The sequence below is a fragment of the Bradyrhizobium sp. PRIMUS42 genome, assembly GCF_023006515.1.
GTDB lineage: Bacteria > Pseudomonadota > Alphaproteobacteria > Rhizobiales > Xanthobacteraceae > Bradyrhizobium.
The window spans coordinates 1-20,995 of sequence record NZ_JALBGZ010000022.1 but is presented as its reverse complement, the minus strand read 5'-3'; the positions used below and the strand labels follow the sequence as shown (position 1 = coordinate 20,995).

22 protein-coding genes are annotated in these 20,995 nt (G+C 60.8%); 15 read left to right on the top strand and 7 right to left on the bottom strand.

Annotated elements, in window-relative coordinates; genetic code table 11:
- Nucleotides 1-141: 141 nt before the first annotated feature.
- Together repC and MOV75_RS04420 are read left to right on the top strand one after the other, a co-directional pair.
- Complete coding sequence (gene repC / locus MOV75_RS04425) at nucleotides 142-1,374, top strand: plasmid replication protein RepC (RefSeq protein ID WP_247004996.1); 1,233 nt, start codon at nucleotides 142-144, stop codon at nucleotides 1,372-1,374.
- A gap of 129 nt (nucleotides 1,375-1,503) precedes the next feature.
- A complete protein-coding gene (locus MOV75_RS04420; RefSeq protein WP_247004994.1) occupies nucleotides 1,504-1,902 on the top strand; it encodes a hypothetical protein in 399 nt (132 codons plus the stop codon).
- A 247-nt stretch (nucleotides 1,903-2,149) separates the two neighbouring features.
- On the opposite strand, the gene MOV75_RS42610 is transcribed toward MOV75_RS04420, so the two are convergent.
- The gene (locus MOV75_RS42610) at nucleotides 2,150-2,350 is read right to left on the bottom strand and encodes a hypothetical protein (RefSeq protein WP_247004992.1); all 201 of its coding nucleotides are present in this window, start codon (nucleotides 2,348-2,350) and stop codon (nucleotides 2,150-2,152) included.
- A 148-nt stretch (nucleotides 2,351-2,498) separates the two neighbouring features.
- Here MOV75_RS42610 and MOV75_RS04410 point away from each other — a divergent pair, with 148 nt between their 5' ends.
- The 3 genes from MOV75_RS04410 (at nucleotide 2,499) to MOV75_RS04400 (ending at nucleotide 3,903) form a co-directional block, all read left to right on the top strand.
- A complete protein-coding gene (locus MOV75_RS04410) occupies nucleotides 2,499-2,681 on the top strand; it encodes a hypothetical protein (RefSeq protein ID WP_247004990.1) in 183 nt (60 codons plus the stop codon).
- A 704-nt stretch (nucleotides 2,682-3,385) separates the two neighbouring features.
- The gene (locus MOV75_RS04405) at nucleotides 3,386-3,697 is read left to right on the top strand and encodes a DUF736 domain-containing protein (protein ID WP_018273795.1); all 312 of its coding nucleotides are present in this window, start codon (nucleotides 3,386-3,388) and stop codon (nucleotides 3,695-3,697) included.
- 62 nt (nucleotides 3,698-3,759) lie between these two features.
- A complete protein-coding gene (locus tag MOV75_RS04400) occupies nucleotides 3,760-3,903 on the top strand; it encodes a hypothetical protein (protein ID WP_247004988.1) in 144 nt (47 codons plus the stop codon).
- A gap of 19 nt (nucleotides 3,904-3,922) precedes the next feature.
- Here MOV75_RS04400 and MOV75_RS04395 read toward each other — a convergent pair whose 3' ends face one another.
- Nucleotides 3,923-4,225: an HU family DNA-binding protein gene (locus MOV75_RS04395; protein ID WP_247004986.1), complete on the bottom strand. Its 303-nt coding sequence runs from the start codon at nucleotides 4,223-4,225 to the stop codon at nucleotides 3,923-3,925.
- Nucleotides 4,226-4,265: 40 nt separating this feature from the next.
- Nucleotides 4,266-4,592: a WGR domain-containing protein gene (locus tag MOV75_RS04390; RefSeq protein ID WP_247004984.1), complete on the bottom strand. Its 327-nt coding sequence runs from the start codon at nucleotides 4,590-4,592 to the stop codon at nucleotides 4,266-4,268.
- A gap of 672 nt (nucleotides 4,593-5,264) precedes the next feature.
- Between MOV75_RS04390 and MOV75_RS04385 the strand changes: the two genes are divergently transcribed.
- The 4 genes from MOV75_RS04385 (at nucleotide 5,265) to MOV75_RS04370 (ending at nucleotide 9,006) form a co-directional block, all read left to right on the top strand.
- A complete protein-coding gene (locus MOV75_RS04385; RefSeq protein ID WP_247004983.1) occupies nucleotides 5,265-6,026 on the top strand; it encodes a ParA family protein in 762 nt (253 codons plus the stop codon).
- On the top strand, nucleotides 6,016-6,987 hold the full coding sequence (locus MOV75_RS04380) for a ParB/RepB/Spo0J family partition protein (protein WP_247004982.1): 972 nt from the start codon (nucleotides 6,016-6,018) through the stop codon (nucleotides 6,985-6,987). Before MOV75_RS04385 ends, MOV75_RS04380 begins: the two co-directional genes overlap by 11 nt.
- Nucleotides 6,988-7,414: 427 nt before the next feature.
- The gene (locus MOV75_RS04375) at nucleotides 7,415-7,933 is read left to right on the top strand and encodes a MobC family plasmid mobilization relaxosome protein (protein ID WP_247004981.1); all 519 of its coding nucleotides are present in this window, start codon (nucleotides 7,415-7,417) and stop codon (nucleotides 7,931-7,933) included.
- Nucleotides 7,930-9,006 (top strand): relaxase/mobilization nuclease domain-containing protein, encoded by a 1,077-nt coding sequence (locus tag MOV75_RS04370; protein WP_247004980.1) that lies wholly within the window; start codon nucleotides 7,930-7,932, stop codon nucleotides 9,004-9,006. The genes MOV75_RS04375 and MOV75_RS04370 overlap by 4 nt, the downstream gene beginning before the upstream one ends.
- Nucleotides 9,007-9,166: 160 nt before the next feature.
- On the opposite strand, the gene MOV75_RS04365 is transcribed toward MOV75_RS04370, so the two are convergent.
- The gene (locus MOV75_RS04365; protein WP_247004979.1) at nucleotides 9,167-9,385 is read right to left on the bottom strand and encodes a hypothetical protein; all 219 of its coding nucleotides are present in this window, start codon (nucleotides 9,383-9,385) and stop codon (nucleotides 9,167-9,169) included.
- A 561-nt stretch (nucleotides 9,386-9,946) separates the two neighbouring features.
- Nucleotides 9,947-14,038, bottom strand: a complete 4,092-nt coding sequence (locus MOV75_RS04360) for a helix-turn-helix transcriptional regulator (RefSeq protein WP_247004978.1) — start codon at nucleotides 14,036-14,038, stop codon at nucleotides 9,947-9,949.
- A gap of 2 nt (nucleotides 14,039-14,040) precedes the next feature.
- On the opposite strand from MOV75_RS04360, the gene MOV75_RS04355 reads away from it, so the two are divergent.
- The 4 genes from MOV75_RS04355 (at nucleotide 14,041) to MOV75_RS04340 (ending at nucleotide 16,980) form a co-directional block, all read left to right on the top strand.
- A complete protein-coding gene (locus MOV75_RS04355; protein WP_247004977.1) occupies nucleotides 14,041-14,706 on the top strand; it encodes a type IV toxin-antitoxin system AbiEi family antitoxin domain-containing protein in 666 nt (221 codons plus the stop codon).
- A complete protein-coding gene (locus MOV75_RS04350; protein ID WP_247004976.1) occupies nucleotides 14,703-15,626 on the top strand; it encodes a nucleotidyl transferase AbiEii/AbiGii toxin family protein in 924 nt (307 codons plus the stop codon). Before MOV75_RS04355 ends, MOV75_RS04350 begins: the two co-directional genes overlap by 4 nt.
- A gap of 185 nt (nucleotides 15,627-15,811) precedes the next feature.
- Entirely contained in the window at nucleotides 15,812-16,393 is a 582-nt protein-coding gene (locus MOV75_RS04345) for a hypothetical protein (protein WP_247004975.1), read from the top strand.
- Nucleotides 16,390-16,980: a hypothetical protein gene (locus tag MOV75_RS04340; protein ID WP_247004974.1), complete on the top strand. Its 591-nt coding sequence runs from the start codon at nucleotides 16,390-16,392 to the stop codon at nucleotides 16,978-16,980. Before MOV75_RS04345 ends, MOV75_RS04340 begins: the two co-directional genes overlap by 4 nt.
- A 59-nt stretch (nucleotides 16,981-17,039) precedes the next feature.
- Here MOV75_RS04340 and MOV75_RS04335 read toward each other — a convergent pair whose 3' ends face one another.
- Complete coding sequence (locus tag MOV75_RS04335) at nucleotides 17,040-17,633, bottom strand: hypothetical protein (RefSeq protein WP_247004973.1); 594 nt, start codon at nucleotides 17,631-17,633, stop codon at nucleotides 17,040-17,042.
- A 124-nt stretch (nucleotides 17,634-17,757) separates the two neighbouring features.
- Nucleotides 17,758-18,678, bottom strand: a complete 921-nt coding sequence (locus tag MOV75_RS04330) for a YafY family protein (RefSeq protein WP_247004972.1) — start codon at nucleotides 18,676-18,678, stop codon at nucleotides 17,758-17,760.
- A gap of 136 nt (nucleotides 18,679-18,814) precedes the next feature.
- Here MOV75_RS04330 and MOV75_RS04325 point away from each other — a divergent pair, with 136 nt between their 5' ends.
- Together MOV75_RS04325 and MOV75_RS04320 are read left to right on the top strand one after the other, a co-directional pair.
- Complete coding sequence (locus MOV75_RS04325; protein ID WP_309486925.1) at nucleotides 18,815-19,963, top strand: patatin-like phospholipase family protein; 1,149 nt, start codon at nucleotides 18,815-18,817, stop codon at nucleotides 19,961-19,963.
- Nucleotides 19,964-19,966: 3 nt separating this feature from the next.
- A partial coding sequence (locus tag MOV75_RS04320; RefSeq protein WP_247004970.1) for a cyclic GMP-AMP synthase DncV-like nucleotidyltransferase occupies nucleotides 19,967-20,995 on the top strand: 1,029 nt, incomplete at its 3' end.

Below are 20,995 nucleotides of genomic sequence, written 5' to 3'. Positions count from 1 at the left end.
CCGAAACGGAGTTCCGGAAGCCTTCTCTTCAAGTTTGGCGACTGACAGAGAATCACTTTCGCGAATCGCAGTCAAGAGTTTCTACGCGATTTTATCGTCGTTTCGGCGAGCAGGTTTTCTTTGCCCAGCTGAGGCAAAGATATGCAGTCACACTCCCCAACGACGCCTTTTGGGCGGCGATCGTTGACGCTTGCCCATGTGGCAAGCCAGATGGTCACAACCGAACGTCCTCCCGAAAAGATCGTGCACAAGTGGAAGATCTTCCACGCCATCTGCACGGCACGACCGCGCCTTGGCGTTTCGGAGCGCTCGCTCTCGGTGTTAAATGCGCTCCTGACCTTCCATCCTGAGACCGCGCTCACAGGAGAGGATGATCTGATTGTCTTCCCGTCGAACCATCAGCTCAGCCGGCGGGCGCATGGCATGCCGGCATCAACGCTGCGGCGTCACCTCGCTGTGCTGGTCGACGCGGGACTGATCGTTCGGCGCGACAGTCCAAATGGGAAGCGGTATGCGCGGAAGGACAATGCTGGCGAAATCGAGCTCGCCTTCGGCTTCGACCTGTCACCGCTCGTCGTGCGCTCTGAGGAGTTTGAGCGCCTGGCGGCTGATATCGAAGCCGAGGCCCGCGCCCTCAAGCTCGTGCGCGAACGGATCACGCTGTGCCGGCGCGACATCGCGAAGATGATTGCAACAGGCATCGAGGAAGCCGTCCCGACGCGGAGGGGAGGGCAGGGGCCTGCCGATTGGCAGGTCGTGCACGCCGCCTTCCGCGGGATCGTCGATCAGATTCCGCGTACTGCCACGCGCCAGCAGCTCGAGCCGATCGCCGACGAGCTGTCGCAACTTGCAGACGACGTGCTCAATCTTTTGGAAGCGCACATCAACTCCAAGAATCCGAGCGCCAATGAGTCCCATTCTGAGCGCCACATACAGAATTCAAATCCAGACGCCCCTATTGATCTTGAACCTGTCCTTCGAGAAGGCAGGGCGGCGGGAGCTGAGCCAAAACCTCAACCATCGCGAGTCGGGGAGGGAGCTTATCCGTTAGGAATGGTCCTGAGTGCGTGCCCGGACATCGTCGATTATGCGAAGGGTGGGGTTTCGAACTGGCGCGATCTCCTGGCCACCGCGGCCGTTGTACGATCGATGCTGGGGATCAGTCCGAGCGCCTGGGAGGAGGCGCAAGCGGTCATGGGCGAGGTCCCCGCAGCCATCGTCGTCGCGTGTATCCTGCAGCGCGGGACGGCGATCAATTCCGCCGGTGGTTATCTGCGCGGTCTGACGCGAAAAGCTGAGGTCGGCGAATTTTCGCTTGGCCCGATCTTGATGGCGCAAATCAATTCCCGGCGGCGAGACAAGCAGCGGGCGTGAGGCGATGAGGTGCCGCTCCCAGACCTTGCCTTTTTCGTGTGATCGAAGGTGCCGCCGCTGGCCCGGCTGCTGCACTGAGTCGGCGCAAAGCCGTTCGGAGAGATCGTCATGGCAAAATGCCCTCCAATCATGCTCACGCCGTTCTTCCAGCTTCGCGATGAAGACGCCGTGGAGCAACGGATGTACGTGGCAGGGTTCGCCGACGAGGCGGGCGAAGCTTGGGGGACGCTGGTCCCGTTGGATGCGGAGATGGTCGAGAACGCCGTTCTGGGACAACAGACATTCACCGTCTGGTGCAACTCTGACGGTCGCATCCAACCGCAGCCGACCAGCGATGGCCTGTTTGAAGAGCTTCTGGAGAAGGGCCAATTGAAGGAGACGCCCCTCGATGAACTCATCGCCGAAGCCATCGAACAGGGCAAGAATGAACCCAATGATGACATCCTCGATATGTTCGAGACCCTGCATGACCGGCTGGTGCGGGCGCAAGGCATGGTCGCTGACGAGATCGCGCGGCGCAGGCGATGACTCCTCGCGCCGCGTATGCGCCTGCGCGGTTCAGTTCTGCGTCGAGCGCGCGAGTTGGCTGCAACAACGGTCCCGGCTGTATTTCTTCAGAACGGCTCCGGGCCAAGAGCAAGGCCGAAGGCCCCATCGCGATCTTCTGCGGTGCCGGTCTGCTGTTCTCCCTTTTGGCGGCTATGCAGTCGTGAACACTCGTCCCGCTCGATGAAGACACCGAAAACCGGCGATCGGGCCGCGCTCGGACTAGGTCTTAGGCTTCGCCGGACCCGGAAAACAGCGCCGTCGGTGGCATCGCGCGCGGCGGCGGGAGGGTTCGACCGCCCGGGGCTCCCGGTCTGCTCTTGAGATCGTATCGCTGGGCCAGGTCGAGTAGCCGCCGCTTGGTGAACGGGTCCGCGTTCTCGGCCAGATCGCGCGCCCGCTGTGCGAAGCCCCTGTAAAATTCTTCCACGACGCCACCCCCCGCAACATCACTGAAAACCGGATTTCAGTGTGAGACGCGCTCCGCGTCAAGCGGTCTGGTGCATGCGGGTAATATCGGCGATCTACTTGTGCTCGCGGTGCACCGGGAACTAAGCTGGTTCCGGCAGGGAAAAACCATGACTCCGCACTACCTGAGCCGGAAGCTGTGCCCAAAGCGCGGGAAGCCGATGACGGCCGTGCCCGACGACGTCGCGCCCGGTCGGCCGCGCTACGTTTGCCTGGTCTGCGAGGACGATCCGCTGCGCGATCCCGCCGCCCGGAAGTGGGCCGAAAGCCCGCTGCGGCCGCCGGCCAAATAACGTTCGAGTCGAATTCGAGCCTGGGAGCCGGATTGCTGCGGAGGCCGATTGCGCTCACGAACCGATCCAACGCTGTGTCGTGCAACCCGCACCACCAGCGTCGTCCCATCGCGCGCCGGCGGTATCGTCGCGGAGGTAGCGTCCGGCTTGTCCACCGACGCTACCATCTGTTCACGCCCTGTAGGCAGGTCGCGTTGATGCGGAGGGCGAGGTGCATCCACATGGCGAGAGGGTCGGAGCCTCGTTTTAGATCTTGCCGTGGCGCCTTCAACAGGTGCGCCGATATTTACTGACAGCAACGATCTCCCTTGCAGGTGATGGCGCGGTGCCTAGGTGGCCTGCCTGAGGTGAACTGCGTCTTGCTGACGCGCCGTTGGCTTGAGCTCCGAATGGCCGAACCGACTAGGGCCGCCTGTCCTCATTCCATGTGTTTTCGCGACGGGCGCACCCATCTCCGTCCTCGATAGAGGCTGGTCTGACCGAAGGCCGATCCCGCTTCGCGGGCTCTCGATCTTGTCCCTGCTACGTCCGTCCACGACTTTCTTCCCCTGGCGCTGCGCGCCATTCCTCGCGGTCCAAGAAAGTCGCTACCGGCCGCCCTCCATTTCATTTCGGCCCTGCGGGTGCAGGTCGATCGCCTCCGGTCTCACGACCGCCATCGAGGTCGCGATAGGCGCGGCCCGAGAAAACAAGGGAATGAGACAATGGCTACCATCGGCACTTTCACCTCCACGGGCAATGGCTTCTCCGGCGCGATCAAGACGCTCAACCTCAACGTCAAGGCCAAGCTGATCCGCGTCGAGAATCCTTCCGACAAGGGACCGCACTTCCGCATCTACTCGGGCAACGTCGAGTTGGGTGCGGCCTGGCAGAAGACCGCGAAGGACACCGAGCGCGACTACCTCTCCGTCAAGCTGGACGATCCGAGCTTCCCCGCTCCGATCTACGCCACCCTGACCGAGGTCGAAGGTGCGGAAGGCCTCCAACTGATCTGGTCCCGGCCGAACCGGGACTGAAGCTCAGCCAGTGGGCTCCGCCGCAAGGCGGAGCCTGCTTCCCTTCGACCGGAGATGCGATCATGACCATCGACACTATCGAAGAATTGCGCGCCGAGCTCCGCGAATGCCTGTTTACGCCGGCGGAGCGTAAGGCGCTCGAAATCGAATTGGCCGAACTCATCCGCCAACGCGACGAAGCGCTCGCAGCCGAGGAGGGGGCATAAGCCCCCTCCTCTTGCGGCCTTACGCTGCACCGTCGTTAGGGACCGCTCCTCCGTTCAGGACATCCTTGATGGCTTTGGCAGACGTAAAAGTCAGCTTCCTGGAAGCTGCGATCGCAATCGTTGCGCCGGTCGACGGATTGCGGCCCTCACGCGCGGGGCTATCCTTGACTTTGAACTTGCCGAACCCAGGAAGTCTCGTCTCGGCTCCGCTTACGGCCGCATCAGCGATCGCGTTGAACACGCCATCGACGATCGTTTTCGCCTGAGCCTTTGTCAGGTCGTTCTGGGCTGCAATCTTTTCGGCGATCTCATCGGTGGCCATGGGGCGAGCTCCGTTTTGTTTCGGTCTTGCTCGTCTGACATCAAGGCTGCGGAACAGACAGAGTCGGCATCGCAGGCGGAGCCGTAATCCCCCAGAAATTGCCTGACGGTGACAGCTTTTCGTCAACTGTAGCGTAACCGCGCCTCCGCTTGGCGCGCTCCAGCCGTCCGAACGCTTCGACCGCCTCCGCACTGCCATCGAAGGTCTGCACCATGGACTTGCGATTCGTGCCGATCCGGCCCCAATTGCGGATCAGCGACATTTCTCCGAACAAGGTCGACTGCGTGGACAGCGCATAAAACCGCCGCATATTGCGCGCGGCATCGATGCGGCGCAGATGAAGCGGTTCTAGTTCGGATTTCGGCATGGGCGGATTCTTGCTTTCCTCGCAAGCGCCGTCCAATGAGTTTTATGAATCGACCGGGCAGATCGAGTCTTATTATCGATGGGTCAATTCCGCCGGAAATTGCCTCCATCCTTGCCGGACTAAATCTTTCCTCAACGGCGACTTCGCTGTCACGACGCGCGCGGCGCAATGCCTAGCTTGCGACTGCGGCAGTCTTTATCGCAACAGCCAGTCGTGGGCGAGCTTGAGCCGGCCACACGGCTCTTGCTCGGTAGAATGCATTTCTCATCGATGCAGATAAGCTGTCGCATAAAAGAATTCGCATCCGGGAGGCTACTCTTGCAGCACTGGACGCTTGGGCGAGCCCCTCCGGGGACGGCTCTACTCGCGCCGTCGCGGCGGCGCTCCCGGAGCCCGCAAGCGGTCTCCGCGCATCGCGTGACGATCCTCTCGCGGCCGAGTCGACAGCAATAGTCCAGCAACGAGCACGATCCCAGCCTCGTTTGCCAGAATTTGCTCCTCCGGATGGCTATGGGCTGACCTGACTCTTCTGGCAGGGGATTCCCGGGACGAATTTCGGGATTGTTCCGGTGATCGGATTCGCGATCGTCTGTTGGTTCAAACCAACATCCCGCAGGACATGGTGGACAAGGATATGACCCTCGCGCCGTTAGCCCCATTTCGGACCTCAAGATGAAGACCATTGTCATCAACAATCAAAAGGGCGGGGTCGGTAAGACGACGCTTGCTGTGCATTTGGCTTGGTTCATGGCGGAGGCGAATCTCCGCGTTCTCATGATCGACGTAGATGCGCAGAGCAATGCGTCCGATACGTTGAGGCACTACGCCGGGTCAACGTTAGCCGCGGATCTGTTCAAACCGGGGACACGGGTCGTCTCTCGTGAAGGCGAAGGCCTAACGCTCGCGCCGGCCGATAGCTCGCTGACTGATCTCGATCGCAGCAATGCCGCCGCCATCACGACTCTGCAAGAGAACCTCGCTATCGCGTCAGATCAGTTCGACGCCTGCGTCATCGATACGCCGCCATCACTTGGACTGCGCAGTGTCGGTTGTTTGGTCGCGGCGTCGCATGTGCTGGCCCCCATCTATCTGGAAGACTATTCGATCAAGGGGGTCAAAGGTCTGATGCAGACCGTGATCGGCGTGCAGAGGCGCTATGGCCGCCAGGATACGAAGTTCCTCGGGCTGCTGCCCTCGAACTTCAACACGAAATCGCCGCGTCAAAGGACGCATCTTGAGCAACTCCTGCGAGAGGCTGGCAAATATGTGTTCCCGGGTCAGATCGTTGCAAGGGACGGCTACGCTGAGGCCGTCGCGGAACGCCTGCCTGTCTGGAAGTTGAAGCGCCGCTCTGCGCAGGAAGCTGGTCGAGAAATCCGCGATGTTCTCGCCAAGATCGTCGCGCAGATGGACGAGCCCGCACATGGCGCTTGATCTCAGCTTTAAGCAGCTCATTGACGCCGCGGAAGACGTGGCAGCCCCAATCGGGCAGCCGATTTCCATCTCCATCGATCACATTGACGAAGATCCAGGCCAGCCCCGTCGCAGCTTCGACGAACAGAAGCTCGATGAGCTTGCGGAATCGGTCCTTCAGCATGGCGTGCTGCAACCGATCGTCCTGCGGCAAGCCACCGACGCAGGCCGGTACGTGATCGTCATGGGTGCGAGGCGGTACCGCGCTGCCAAGCGCGCCGGGCTCCGTGACATCCCGGCTTTCGTTCATGCCGCTGGTTCTGCGGATCGCTATGTTCAGATGATCGAGAATATCCAGCGCGACGACCTCAACGCCCCCGAAATTGCGGCATTCATTGCGGACCGCTTGGAGCAAGGTGATAACCAGGCTGACATCTCGCGCAAGCTAGGCAAGCCCAAGGATTGGGTGTCTCGCTACGCGTCGGTCCAGAGCATGCCGGAGTTCCTCCGGTCGAAGCTTGCCGGCTCATCAATCCGTGCTGTGTATGAGCTCTACCAGGCCTGGCGTGAGCAACCCAACCCCGTCGAAGCAATATGCGCAGCGCAGGAGAGCTTCACCGATGCACACGCCCGTCAACTGGCTCGCAAAATTCGGACTGAAGGCCGCGGTTCTTATGCTGATGGGGAAGATACCCCTGGAGCTCAACCAGAACGACGCCCGCGGGTGGCATCGCGATCGACAGAGACGGATCCAGTAACACCGAGCGCAGAAAAGCGCTCGAACTCTTCGGTCCATCGAAACGAGAGAATGAGTCCATCACCGACGATCAGAGTGCGTCACCAGGATCGCACGGGCTGTCTTCTGGTCAATCGACCAGCCCCTCAAGGCTCACGTCATGCCGTGCTGCTGATGGATGGCGCAGACGAAGCGGAAGAGGTGCCAGCATCGACCATCACGATCGAAGAGATCCTTTTCGCATGAAGCTGGTCTTAGACTGCCTCCTCAGAAACACTGCTGCCGTTGGTGCGCCGGCGGAGCGGATTTCCCATCCGAAGGATGGCGCGTTAGCGCAGCAGCCGGAGGCCGAACGCGCCCCCCACAGCGCTGTAGAGAGGCCGGAGGCTGCTGGAAAGCCGCGGCCCACATGCTCGGTGCCAATGTTGCCGATCTCCACGCGCGGTGTTCGTGGAGTACAAGCACTGGGGGTGGAGCCGGCTGCGTCATTCCCAGAGGAATTCTTCGCATCGATCGTCACCTGGAGTGGGTCTCGCCTTCAGCAACTCCGGAGGCTTGAATGCCGAGCCTGTTGGTTTGAACCAACATCGAGAGGGTGGAAGAATTCGCGGTTTCTAGTGCAGGATAGGCTTCGCGCCAGCGATGTATTACATCGCGATTGGGATTGGAGTGCATGGCTCTGATCTCGCTTCGCGTCTCCGACGAAGTCGCGGCGGAGTTCTCAGCTTTTGCAGCGACCCAGGGTGGCAAATCCGCGCTGCTGCGGCGTCTCATCGCTGATGCACTAGCCGCACCAGCGCCGCGTATCTTGGCGTTGCCTGTCGGGCGGTCGGAGAAGGTGACGGTGCGATTTCGTGAGAGCGAGATGCGGCAGCTCGCGGAAGTCTCCCATCGGCGTGGAATGACCCGAACCGGCTGGATCGTCGCCTTGGTCCGCTCGCGATTGGGGTCGCCAGTGCAGCATTCCCCAAGCGAGCATGAGGCCCTCCGTGCGATCGTTCGCGAGTTAAACCGCATCGGGGGGAACATCAACCAGATCGCGCGTGCAGCAAACACCAGTGTCCTGCAGGGCAGGGCGGTTGAGCCCGATTCAGCAGCGATTCAAGAGGCCAAACGGGTCATCGAAAGAGAGCTCGCGCAACTACGTAATGCGCTGAGTGGCAACGCGGATTATTGGGATGGATGGCGATGAGTCGGCGCCATCCGCCGCGGCCGACAGACCTGGCCTCCGAACTTCCACCGATCTCGTACGTCTGGGAAACACCCAATCGGCGCCCCCGGCGGGCGGAGTGGGATATCCCCGATCCGGCCTCTCCCGGCCGCCTTACGCCGGCGATGCGTGCGAAGCTCGAACGCATCGTGCGCCGAGCACCAGAGGTGATGGTCAAGATCACCGGTCGCACCAAGGGCGTGGCGCATCTCAAGTCGCACCTTGCATACATCACGCGAAACGGCGAGCTCGATGCGGAAACGGAGCAGGGCGCCACGATGGCTGGCCGTTCCGGATTGAAGGATCTGCAGCAGCGATGGGAGGATGATTCTGTTCTCGACAACAAGCGGCGCCGCGATGGGTCGCTATCGATTAACATCATTCTGTCGATGCCGGCTGGCACCGATGCCACCGCAGTCAAGGATTCAGCCCGGGCATTTGCCGTCGAGACGTTCGGCTACAATCACGACTACGTCTTCGTCCAGCACCTCGATGACAAGCATCCCCATGTGCACTTGACCGTTCGGTCGCTGGGCCAGGACGGCAAGCGCCTTAACCCCCGCAAGGCGGATCTTCAGGCGTGGCGGGAAAGGTTCGCTGGCGAACTTCGGCTTCGAGGGATCGCGGCAGAGGCAACGCCGCGGCGAACCCGCGGACGGGTTCGAAAGGGCGACCGTGGGGCGGTCCTCGCTATGCGCAAGCGAAAAATCACGCCCGATGTCGACCGGCTCGCGCGTAAGGAGGTCCTTTCGGAGGTGAGGAGCGGCAAGACTGCCAAGCATCCTTGGGACGAACAGATTAAGTCACGCCAGGACACGATCAGGCGGCGGTATCTCGAGTATGCCACCGAGCTACAGCGCTCTAGCGTTCCAGCAGATCAGGAGTTAGCTCGCCAAGTTCGGCAATTCGTCAACGACATGCCTACCGTCGAAACCCGCCGGCATGCGCTGAAGAACGAGCTTTCCGAGCTTGCTAGTAGCCGGCGCCGCGGGGCAGAGCAGGGGGACGACGTTGACCTACGCGATCGCAAGCGAGATGATGAGCGGACGAGATGATTGCGCCGGTGACGGCGCGTCGCGCTGGCCGCATCTGCACGATGCTCCCTTGCTCAACCTCTTCTAGAGCCGCGCGAAGATCGGCGAGCGCGGGCGAGCAAGCCACGGCCTTGCTGCGCAGGGAAGTCGTTTGCTCGCTGAGGGACGCTCGCTTAGCTAGCTAGGACGAGACGAAATCGGGTGCAAGCATAAGCGGCACCGAACCAATCGCGAAGCTCGCACACAATACTTGCTGGGCCTGCGTCGGCTCCGAAAATGCAGCCACCGCCATGAGCGTCGACAAAGCGGCCCAGCACAGTCGCATTGATTTCTTCGAGCCGGCGGTCTCAATGCCCGATTCCAGCACGATGCCGGCAAGTTTCAGGATCTTTTTTCGCATCGGGGTACTCCTCGTTACTCGCGAAAAAGTCTTGTCCGCAATTCGGAAATAGTAAAGGCGCGGGCACAACGATTCGGTGGAGAACTGGCGAGGCGCTTTGTTGGAGATCATTTGGACGGTGGTTCGTCTTGCATTCCCGCGGGCGACGGGAGTCGCTGACAAGTCTATCCAAAGGACCGGCGGCCGCGCAGGCGGTACCTTCCGGGCAGCGCGAGCCGGCTCCGGAAATCTGCACAGGACGATAAGTGGAATTTTTGCCTGGAAGTGGCGAATCGCCTCCATCAAGTGATCGCAAGCTGCCAAGCTGGCGGAGCAATTCGACGTCCACCCGAATCAGATGCGGCCCTCACCGGAATACTTGCCGCCTACGGCAGCGTCGTGCTTCGCATTGCGTTCCGCCGGCGTAGGTTAGCTGGCGAACCGCGCAAGAATAACGATGGCTTTGTAGGGCCAAGGTGCCGAGCGCGCGCCCAATGTCGGACAGCGTCCGCAATGCGGCGACAACAGTGTCATTGAACGTACCTAAAATTCGCTATCATCCGGCTGCTTAGCGCACCGAGTTTAGGGCTCCCAGTCGAGCCGCTCGGCGTGGTCGTCGTGGTGGCGCGCCTCTTCCTCGTAACTTTCCGCCAGGCCGTCGAGAGCCTTCGCGGTGCGAGGGTATTCATAGGCGAGGGCGGCAGCGAATTTGCGGTAGTTCGCTGCCTGATCCCGCTCCAGCTTACCACCATCCCGTGGCATGCGTGAAGTAATGCCGCGCCTATTTCGTCTACCGATCCAAAAGCCGTCGATCATCGGCTTACTGTCGAATTCGTCGATGACCTCCCGTACCGCCTCGGCTGGCCAAATGCCGTCAACGCCAGTCGGCGAAGCTGAGAGCATAGTGCCGATACGGCTGTCTGCGATGTCGCCTCGTCCGGCGGCTTTGGCGAGTGAACGCGCCTCTTTGATCCAAGCCTTCAGCGCGCGCGAGTCGATCGTGCCATTGTCGCGGGTCCCTGGAAGTCGGTTCCAAAGTTCGAGCAGTCGAAAGGCCTGCGTGGCTACGGCTTGTGCTCGTTCCGGGTCGGTCTGTTCGGGCTCCACCACGCCGCTATCCTCGCTAGGCCTAAAGATTGCGCGCAGCATTTCGATAAAGAGTGACGGTTGTTCGGAGAGTGCCGTGAGCAAAGCCTTTGGCTGCCTCCGGGAATGCTGGAGCAATGGTAGATAGGCCCATTCCAGTCGAGCGAGCGTCTCCGTCGGTACCTCTGCTTCCAGCCAATTGAGAATTTCGATAACATGATGCTGGAACATCGTCGCTTCGTTGCCGTCGCTGTTCCCCTCGATGGGCTGCTTTATTGCCTCGGTCAGTATGGTCATCAAGAGCTCGGTTGGCAGACGACGTTGCTGATCGCGCCCCGCAAGGTGCACGGCATGTCGTGCTCGGCCAACAGCGATCAGCTTGCGCACCGCGAAGGCGGCAGCCTGATCGTTTTCGTCTATCCAGAGGATTGGCGCACGTTGCCAATATGCCTGCTCAATCGCCTCGCCGGCGTGCGCTACCTGGTCCCAGGTCCAACGCTGCTGGGGCAACGCGCGTAGGATGGTGAGCAGCGCGGTATCTCCCCAATGCTTCTTGCGCGCTTGGGCGATGAGCGCAGCGGCCCAAGGCTCTTTTCGATCTCGGAATAGTGAGATGATCAGGCCGTGAGCAACGTCGCGCTCGCGCGGATCGTCGCTGCGCAGGCACGCTTCTAGGAGTTGATCGACGTCCGGCTCATCAAGGCCGACTTCGAAAAGTGCTTTGCCAATGTAGCCGGCAGTCGACACAAGACGAGCCAGCCCGAGGATTCCGTCGATGCCTTGTGCGGAGAAGACGTTCCTTGCTGCCTGGCGTCGCGATTCATCGACCTGGCGCTCGTTGGCCTGCCAGCCCTGATGCGACGGGTCCGGCAGGCTCACCGACTGTTCGAATAGCCACGCCACCCGCTCGAGCGGATCGGAGGGAGCCAGTCGGTCATAGATGGTCGCGAGTCGATCAAGCTCCGCTGCGGGAAGCGACCAATCGGCATCGGGAAACTGTCGATGATGGTGAAGCAAATTGCGTAGGCCTGTCCACAGCTCGGACCGCTCCAAGTGGGGTTTGATCTGCCGCTCTGCCTTGTCCAGGAGGTCTATGGCTGCATTGCGATCCGGTGCTATGTCGGCGAACCGTTCCAGCAGATTTAGCCATCGCGGAACGTGCAGACCAACGTCCGCCAGGATGCGCTCGCTGATGGCGTTGGCGCCGCGCGCGATGAGCGGCCAGGTTACAGCCTCCAGCTTGTCGACCGTAAAGTCTCGCCAGCGCGGGTCCGGCGAAGGACTGGATGTATCGTGCCCCCGGGGCAGCACGTTCAGCATCAGCTTCCAGGCTGCATCGCTCTCGCGTTTGCGAGTCAGGTCCAGAGCGCGCAAGCGCTGATCCAGGGGCGCGTAAGTTTGCGGCGACCACAGCAGGTGGATTTGGCGAAGGCTGTTAGCCGGACGGTTCATGTAGCGACCGGGCGGGTTGTCGATGGCATCCAATCTGGCCAGGACCAGCGTCACTTGCGGCAGAAGCTCCGGCGACCAGGCCAGCGCTTCGAGCGCCCAGAGCAGGCCAGATAGGTGCTCTGTTCCGATCGGGCTGCCCTCGTCTGTTCCAAACAGAGCGCGGATCGGTGGATCATTCTGATCGAGGCTGTCTTCGATGGCCGTGAGGAAGGCGTTCGGCGAGGCCTCCGCGAGGAGTCGCAAATCCCGCGAGAGCGACCACCACCGTCGTTTGTCGGCGTCCTTCAGCAGTTTGCGGACGATAGCGTCCGCGCGCCGATGAGCGTTCGGCATTGTTCGAATCTTGTCGCCCCACAGAGCAAGCAGAATTAGCACTTCGCCGACACCATGGCGCAGCAGTCCGGAATAGGCTGGACGAACCCCACGGACTGAAGCCATCCAGCGGTCATCCGGGTCTAGGTCGTAACGAGGATCGACCGAGCCTAGAATCTCATTCGCCGTCGCCTCAAAACGGGCGACGTCGGCCGCGGTTAGATATTGTGCCAGAAGGAGCCACGCGTCGGGAGGCGAGGCAACCCGCCAGGTCGAGCCGATCTTACGCAGCGGACTGTCGAACTCGCCGACATATCGAGCGAGTTCGCCGACGACATCGTCATAAGGTTCAGCGGCCAATTGGGAAAGCTTGGCCTTGTCCGCCTCGGACTCGTCATCCCATCCTCCAGCGAGCAGCGCCGCGAGCAGGGCGCGCGGCGGCGCCTTTTCCGCCCAGCTCGGAAGGTGCCCCGGCGCGATCGGAATCAGTCTTCGGAGAACGGCGAGATTGCGGGCGCTATCGCGCGCCAACCCCTGCGCACGCGCCTCCGCGATACCGGCGTCAATCAGTGCGCTGGCAATGCCTTCGCGAGAAGGGCGCGCCAGCTTCCTGATCTCGCCGGGCGTCGCCGGGCGATCATCGTACGTCTGCAATATGAAATGTCCGCGCTCCGTCAGACTGCGCGCGAGCCCTGGGTTGGGCTCCATGAGTACGAGGATCAACGGCGCGGGCGCGTTCGCAAGTGCACGAGCGGCCGCGGCGTCGGTTACGACGAGGCATCGGGCCCGGTAGTGGGCGGCCGCCTCGTTCGGCAGTGTATTCAAAGTGGCGTAGAAGAAGGCGGCAGCTTCCTCGGTCGTGGTTGCCTGGATGGAGAGGACCGACGGCTCACCGCGGAGCCAGCGCAGAACTTCGGCAGCGTCCTCGTCCCGGTCGCTCAGAACCAGATCCTCGGTCAGCGGCCACTGCGTGGCCAGCGACCATTCTTCCCAGACCTCTTCGAGCTGACGCGTGCCAGGCGGCCGCTTATTGAGACGCGTAGCCAGCCACAATCCGACGGCAGGTGCCTGCTCGATCCAGTGGACGAGGTCGTCGGCGTCATAGACCCGGACAGCGCGCCAAGGCCCCTCGATCTCTCGGGCCTCGGCCCATTCACTCTTCTTAGGCCAATGACGGGGCGTGACAAAAATGTAGGTGGAAGTCGCCGGCTCCAGCGGTGAAGGCTTGGCTGTCCTTTTCTTGTAATCTTCAGTCGCCTTTTGCGCGATCCCTCCGCGCTGGCTGCCAATTTCCCAGCCGGCCTCGCCTTGCGGCACGTAAGCGCCTCCTTGCTCGGCGATGGTGCGACCGTCCCAGCCGGGATGTCGGATGCCTTCGTCCGATGGAAAGCGGAGCTCGACCGCAGGCCCGTAGGTGGCGCGGATGAGATGGGCAAGCAAAGTTGGGAGGCTCGCTGCGCCGTCCAGACGATCAGCCCAGACGGCCAGGTCTTCGGCATCCACCCAGCGGATTGGGGCGCCTGGACGTTCGGACTTGGCGATGCGGGGGATCGGAGGCCCGATCACCGCGCCAGTCGGCAAGAAGTTGATGCCAGCGATCTCCAGCGCGTCGCGGATAGCTTGGGCGTTATTTGCCACTGGCGTGCGTCGGCCCCGCTCAAAGTCGGCTATCGTCGAGGTCGCTACGCCTGCGTTTTTGGCGAGATCCTGCTGGGACCAAGCCAAGAGTGCCCGCGCAGCGCGGACGTGCTTTGGGGTCAGTTCGATATTGGGGCTGGACGGCGGCATGTCATACGAAATATATGACGTCAGTTGCGATTCCACAAATGTTCTTTATCGACGGCAAGTTTAAAAATTTGCCGACAAAAGATAACAATATGGCGAAGCGTCATATAAATCATCGCGAGCGCGCTCTCAGCCTGATCCAGGATCGAGGCATCGCCCGCGCACGCGACTTCAAGGCAGCGGGCATTCCACTGATCTACCTGAAGCGCCTGACGGACAGCGGGGAGCTCGTTCGGCTCGGAAGGGGACTCTACCAGGATCCGGAACGCGTCGGAGCGGACATCGCCCATAATCTTGCCGAGGCCGCCAGGGCTGTTCCCAATGGCGTCGTCAGCCTCGCGAGCGCGCTGCGCCACCATGGATTGACGACCCAACTCCCTCACGCCGTCTGGCTAACGATACCCCACAAGGCCAGGACCCCGAAGGCCGATGGCCTGTCGCTGGAGATCGTCCGCGCCACCGGCGAGGTACTGACGGCTGGTGTCGAGCATGTGCAGGTCGAAGGCGTCGACGTTCCGATCTACGGCGTGGCGAAGACCATCGCCGATTGCTTCAAGCATCGACGACACATCGGCGAAGATGTCGCCATCGAGGCACTGCGCGATGCGCTCCGCATGCGGAAGACGACCGTCACCGAGATTATGCGTTACGCCGACATCGATCGCGTGGCTGAGCGTATCCGTCCCTATCTGAAAGCGCTGCAATGACACCCAAGCCTCTCAAAAACCCCAGCGCCTCGATCCGCCAGCGCCTGCTCAATCATGCCAAAACACATGGCGACGATTATCAGCGAATCCTCACGCGTTACGCGATCGAGCGGTTGCTTTTCCGACTGAGTCAGACTGAAGCGCGGGAGGAATATATCCTTAAGGGTGCCATGCTCTTCGTGACTTGGCCGGAACATGTCTTCCGGCCAACCGGTGATCTCGACCTTCTTGGCCGTGGAGATCCCGACCCTGGCACCATCACCGAACTCTTCACCCGTATCTGCCAGGTCGATGTGCTGGCCGACGGCATCATCTTTGATCCATCCACTTTGCAGGTGGAGGCAGTCCGCGAGGAAGAAAAATACCAAGGAGTTAGATTGACCCTTAGTGGCCGCCTGGGCTCCGCTATCATTCCTGTCCAAGTGGACATCGGCTTTGGCGATCGCGTCTATCCGGCGCCCAGCCGCAAGAATTTCCCAAGCCTGCTGTCCGATCTGCCTGCGGCGGACGTCCTGATGTATCCGCCCGAGACGGTCGTGGCGGAGAAATTCGAAGCGATGATCCGCTTCGGCGAAGCGAACGGTAGGATCAAGGATTTCCACGATATCTGGGTCACAGCGCGTACCTTCCCTTTCGACCTCTCCACCTTGGCCGACGCCGTCGCCGGCACCCTGCAAAGGCGGGAGACCACCCCGCCGACGGAGATGCCGGTGGCGCTGACGCCGCAATTCGCGCAGATGGCAGACAAACAGGCACTCTGGACAGGCTTTTTGCGCCGCAACCCGCCGACACTGCCGCCACCGCCCTTCGATGAGTTACTGATGGAGCTGAGGCGCTTCTTCGAGCCGGTACTCGCCGCCCTTGGTTTGCCGGAGGGAGCGAACGGTCGCTGGAGCCCCGACCGCGGCGCCTGGGAATAAATGCAGCCACGAAACAAGCCCGAGCGTTGGATCAGCGCTTAAAAGTCGCGCGCCAGAGATGATTTTCACTGCGGATCGTAATTGTCGACTAACCAGTGGCGACGCGGAAGAAGCAAGTAGGAAAACGACATTGGAATTCGTGGCCTCGACCGTGGCGCCGCCCTATTGGGGTCTAAGCGAGGACGATGGCGCAGCCATCGCAGGAGGTGGAACGGATCGGCCAGTGCCGATCGTCGGGAATCCGCTTAACTCGTGCCGAGGAATCTGCTTTGGAAGGAGCAATTCCAATGCGATCATGCCCGGATAAGATGGTGCTGCCTGACCCCCGCCTCTCGGTCGAAGGATTGCTTGAGATACTCCGGGCGGTGGTCCGACAAAGGACAGCCGACTTTTCGGGTATAGGTCTCGTCGTCTGCGACTCGCCAGAGCAATTACCGCTAGTGCCGTTGTCGAATACCCCCGAACAACGCGACACGAACGATTTAGTGCGGCGATTGATTGCTATTGCATCGCGCAGAAGCGCCCATCACGATGGGTTCCATATTCTGTCGTCGGACTGGGAATTGACGAGAGTGGCCCAATACTTTTCTCCCCCGATCGTTGCACATGCCCAAATCGACAGGTCCAAACGTTTTGGAGGGCGTTATTTGGCAGCTCTCTTCGGATCGGCGATGCCAGGGGTGATTGCGTCGGGAATAGCCAGTGAGGGATTCGGGATTGCCGTTTTTCGCTCGGCCAAAGAAGCAATCTTCGAGGACTTGGGGTGATTACCATTCTTCCCATCACTCGGGTGATCGGCGCGATCGCCGTATTCTACGGCGTTTGCGTGGCCGCCATCGTCGCCCTCGATTGGCAATTCGGCAGCGAAACGACTCTTCGATCGAGCGTCGGAATAGCGCTTTCGGGAGCTACGGGGTTGAACCTCTTGCTTCTCTTATTGGTAACCGTTGGTTGGAAGCGGATATGGTCGGTATTTCCCGTTCTTGATAGATGGGTCTTTCCCGACCTAAATGGCGAATGGAAGATGACGATCCATTGGCAAGGCGCCGGAACGAGCGGGACCGTGCCCGCCAGAGCTCACATCAAGCAAGATCTGCTGCGAATTAGCATGGAAGTCTTCGCCCGCGATTCGGATTCGGAAACTCTGATCGTGCAGCCGAAGAGGGATCCCGAGTCGGGAAGACCCATTTTGTATTACGTGTATCGCGTGATTCCCAAGAACATAGGACAGGGCGGCGGCGGTTCGTACGAAGGGTCCGCGATACTAAGGCTGTCGAATAGTCGCACTCAGAGGTGGAGCGGAAATTACTTCACGAGCCGGCAGACCTTGGGGCATTTCGAATTATCGCGCTGAATTTTGCCGGCGCGCCGGTCCGCTCGAGACATCTGTTTTCTCCGACAATCCGTCGGAAATCAGTAGCGGCTGTTTTCATCTTGCCGCAGCGTCTGCAACGCTACCCTGTTCGAGGTCGCGTCAAACATCTCCCTGAAAATGTCGCGATCGGCGGTCTCAAGAAATCGGCTAGGATGTGCTTCTTCTTTGAGAAAACTACGAAGGCGTCGTTGGACCGCCGCACGCTCGTGATGGATATGCCGGTTTGTAAGAAGTTCTCGCGCTGCGGCGGATCCGGTTTCCTCGGCGAGGCGTTGGGGTGCAAAAACAGGATCGCGACGTTCGGCGCTTCGAGCGATGAGGATCGTTCGGATACACCACAGCGCTCGCTTAGTCAGCAGCGTTGAATTCAGTTCGTCTCCGAATCGGGCGAGATACATCCCAAAATCAACGGCTCGATCGATCTCACTCTGATAGCTTGATCGGAATCGGAAGGCAGACTGCAGCTTGGCGAGGTAATTGTCAGGATCGATGAGCGGTTTTGCTTCCCGCACCAGGTGGCAGACGAACAGATCGCCCTCGCGCGCGTCCTGCTGCAGTTGAGGCCATGGATACAAAAACAGCGAAAGGTGGCCCACAGAAACGTGACGAGTGTCCTTATCGAGGCTCACCATGAGAAGATCGGTGTCGGATCCTTCAGAGTGATCCGCGCGTGCGAGGCTTCCGAAAAGCAATGTTGCTACTACCGCCATGGCCGACAAAGCGTGAAAGATTGGAGGAACTGAGATCTATGTTGGATCATGCCGAAGGCCGCGATGGTGAATTTCTAGCGAGCGCTTCGATCGACATCTTTCGTGCCAGTGCTCGAGCTTGAGTCACCTCGTCTTTGTTTTGTAGAATTATCTGCTGTTTTTGCGCGATCAAGACGCCGGGCGCGACATCCAGATTATATTCGCTCATGAGGTAGAAGCTGAGACTGAGACGACACGGCCGAACGAGGCGGCCGTCTGTCATGTCATGTTCCGCGGCAACGCGGGCTTGGAGTTCGGCTGGCAGCTCAGGGTTCGGAACTATGACCAGATTGATGATATGAACCCACTCGAAATCCAAAGCCGCGTCGATCGAAGCCGGCCGACGAGCGGACACGGACAGAATTCTGTTGAGGTTGTAGTCGCGAAAATCATTGTGATCCCGCGACCAGGCGCGGACGTACCAACGGCCGGCGCTATGTGAAAGCGCGTGAGGGGTGATCGTTCGCGCCGGTTGTATCGAGCCCGTCAGTGACGCGTAGTCGATATCGATTTCCAATTTTTTGCGGATGGCGTCCAGGACACGAAGCAGCACGGTCGGATCGGTCGATCGTCGGCCCAGCGTAAGAACTTCCACAGGTGGGATGGTGTCGAACCAGGTGTCCTCTGGCCGCATCCAATGATTCTCGATTGCGACCAGTTGCAGCAGGTAGCGCTCAATGGTCTCGCCGATGAAGACGGGCGAGAACGCGTCCGAGCGGGTGTATGCCTTCTCCGCCCGGTCATAGCTCAAGTTTTGGGGCGCGAACTTCTCGTACTGGGCGATGTCGGCCGACGCCTGCTGTGCCGAAATGCCGAATGTGTTCGCGAGGTCGCTCCGATTGAAGCGGCCGTCCCAGAAGAGGCGGAAATCGATGAATTCGAGGCGCCGGCGGACGCCCCAGCGCAATTGATCGCCGTCGTCCACCATATTATCCTCCAATAAAGCCGATTCACGCCGCCAAATCGCGTCTAGTTACTTGACGGATGAAGATCCCGCCACCATATCTTATGGACGGACCCGGAGCATATAGCAACCGCGTCCAACATGGAACGGGGTCGAGTAGGTGGGAACACCTGAAGAACATCAACAGGTTACGCGGTCGTACCGGGTTCTAAGTCTCGATGGCGGCGGAATGCGGGGCATTTACACCGGCGCGTTTTTGGCGCGCCTCACCGGCCAGTTTGCTCGCATTAGGGGAAAGGCCGCCCTCGATCTCGGCCGTGGGTTCGATCTGATCACCGGCACCAGCACCGGAGCGATCGTCGGTTGCGCTCTTGCGGTCGGCCGGCCGATGGCCGAGGTGGTGCAGCTCTATCGTGACCATGGACCGAAGATCTTCCCGCATCGGATTTCAGGGAAGGCCAGCGCGGTCTATCGGGCCACGCAAGGCAACCGGTTCGTCCGCGAGGGCGACAAGGCGCTTCGTAGCGCGCTGCAAGCCGTGCTCGGCGACGCGACCATGCAAGATGTCTTCGACCGCCGGGGCATCTCCCTGTCCATTCCCGCCGTGTTGATGAGCGACCACCGCGCCTGGGTGTTCAAGAAGACGCCGAAGAGCGGCCCCCGCGACGACCATTACCCTCTGGTCGATGTGTGCATGGCGAGCTCCGCGGCGCCGATCTATCGCTCGCTCGCCGCCATCGACGATCCGAACACACCGGGTGGACCGCAACAAGTGTTCGCGGACGGTGGGCTGTGGGCAAATAACCCGATCATGGTCGGACTCGTCGATGCGCTTACGATCGCGGCATCGGACCGCCCGATCGAAATCTTCTCGCTGGGAACCTGTCCACGGCCTGAAGGAGACCACCTCGACGCGGAGAGCGCCCATCGATCGATGCTGGACTGGACGCTTGGCGCCGACGTGGCGCCGCTCAGCATATCGGCGCAGGAATTCGCGTTCGACCACATGGCCCGGCTGTTGGCGAACGCCATCAGCAATTGCGGGCGTCCCATCCGAAGAGTGCGGTTTCCGAATAAGCCGGTGCCGGCGAGCATGATGCCTTTCCTGGCGCTCGACGACACGCGGCCGGAGGCGATGGATCGCTTGATCGGCCAGGCGCACAACGATGCCGATCTGACCAAGAGTGCTTGTGACGATCCGAACAGTGAGGATGGCCGGATGATCCGACGCCTCATGAGCGAATTGCCGGCGATGCCGGAAACCGGGGCGGTATGGGACCGTTCCGCAACCTCCTGCCAGAAAGGATAGGGGATGTTCGACTGCTCCAAGGATGTTCGTGCATATCACGATCAGGAAGTGACCCTGCCGAAGAGCGAGCAGGATGCGATGCGCGACCGACGCAATGCGAACCGTACCCGGTTGCGTAACGGGCTTGCCGATGCAGGCAAGCCGGCGCCACTCGAGTTCGTCAAGCAGGGCAGCTATGCCATGAAGACGATGACGCGTGATCCCGACAACGACTACGACATCGACGACGGCGTCTACTTTCGGAAGGAAGACCTGGTCGGAGATCGCGGGGCGGAGATGACCTCGCTTCAGGCGCGGCAGATGGTCCGCGACGCCGTCGATGACGGCAAGTTCAAGAAGCCGCCGGAGGTTCGGTCGAATTGCGTGCGCGTGTATTATGAAAAGGGGTATCATGTCGATCTACCCGTCTATCGGCGTGTAGTGACGTCGACCGTTCTCGGTGACGTGGTCCACTACGAGCTGGCGGCGAGCAGTGGCTGGAGGCGCTCCGATGCACGGGACGTGTCGGATTGGTACGAAGCCGAGCGGAAGAAGTCGGCCGATGGCATTCAGCTCCGCCGGATCAATCGCGGTCTGAAGAAATATGCACGCAGCCGCGACAGTTGGCGAGGCGGCATCCTCAGCGGGTTTGGCATCTCGGTACTGACGGTCGAGCGTTTCCGCCACAACGAGCGGGAGGACCGGTCTCTCTACGACACGATGGTCGATATCAAGCGCCGGCTCAACTGGGATCTGCAAGTCAAACATCCCGTCACGCCCGGCGACTACGTCACGAGCGGTTCCGATGACGCGCGCGCACGCTGCTTCCGCGACAAGCTCACCGAGGCGATAGACAACCTGCAGCCTGTCTTCGACGCCGACTGCACGCGCGAGCGTGCGCTCAAGTGTTGGGACAAGGTATTTGCCACTACCTTCTTCAGCGAGCGGTTTGAGGAAGAGAAACGCGCCGCGCTCGCCGCTCCGGCGATCATCACGTCGGGGGCCCTGCTTTCGCAGACCGTCGCCGCGGCCGCCGCCGTCAGCAGCGCAGGC

Coding starts and splice junctions, on each gene's coding strand:
- repC (WP_247004996.1), top strand. CDS start 142: ATGCAGTCACACTCCCCAACGACGCCTTTTGGGCGGCGATCGTTGACG.
- MOV75_RS04420 (WP_247004994.1), top strand. CDS start 1,504: ATGCTCACGCCGTTCTTCCAGCTTCGCGATGAAGACGCCGTGGAGCAA.
- MOV75_RS04410 (WP_247004990.1), top strand. CDS start 2,499: ATGACTCCGCACTACCTGAGCCGGAAGCTGTGCCCAAAGCGCGGGAAG.
- MOV75_RS04405 (WP_018273795.1), top strand. CDS start 3,386: ATGGCTACCATCGGCACTTTCACCTCCACGGGCAATGGCTTCTCCGGC.
- MOV75_RS04400 (WP_247004988.1), top strand. CDS start 3,760: ATGACCATCGACACTATCGAAGAATTGCGCGCCGAGCTCCGCGAATGC.
- MOV75_RS04395 (WP_247004986.1), bottom strand. CDS start 4,225: ATGGCCACCGATGAGATCGCCGAAAAGATTGCAGCCCAGAACGACCTG.
- MOV75_RS04390 (WP_247004984.1), bottom strand. CDS start 4,592: ATGCCGAAATCCGAACTAGAACCGCTTCATCTGCGCCGCATCGATGCC.
- MOV75_RS04385 (WP_247004983.1), top strand. CDS start 5,265: ATGAAGACCATTGTCATCAACAATCAAAAGGGCGGGGTCGGTAAGACG.
- MOV75_RS04380 (WP_247004982.1), top strand. CDS start 6,016: ATGGCGCTTGATCTCAGCTTTAAGCAGCTCATTGACGCCGCGGAAGAC.
- MOV75_RS04375 (WP_247004981.1), top strand. CDS start 7,415: ATGGCTCTGATCTCGCTTCGCGTCTCCGACGAAGTCGCGGCGGAGTTC.
- MOV75_RS04370 (WP_247004980.1), top strand. CDS start 7,930: ATGAGTCGGCGCCATCCGCCGCGGCCGACAGACCTGGCCTCCGAACTT.
- MOV75_RS04365 (WP_247004979.1), bottom strand. CDS start 9,385: ATGCGAAAAAAGATCCTGAAACTTGCCGGCATCGTGCTGGAATCGGGC.
- MOV75_RS04355 (WP_247004977.1), top strand. CDS start 14,041: ATGTTCTTTATCGACGGCAAGTTTAAAAATTTGCCGACAAAAGATAAC.
- MOV75_RS04350 (WP_247004976.1), top strand. CDS start 14,703: ATGACACCCAAGCCTCTCAAAAACCCCAGCGCCTCGATCCGCCAGCGC.
- MOV75_RS04345 (WP_247004975.1), top strand. CDS start 15,812: ATGGCGCAGCCATCGCAGGAGGTGGAACGGATCGGCCAGTGCCGATCG.
- MOV75_RS04335 (WP_247004973.1), bottom strand. CDS start 17,633: ATGGTGAGCCTCGATAAGGACACTCGTCACGTTTCTGTGGGCCACCTT.
- MOV75_RS04330 (WP_247004972.1), bottom strand. CDS start 18,678: ATGGTGGACGACGGCGATCAATTGCGCTGGGGCGTCCGCCGGCGCCTC.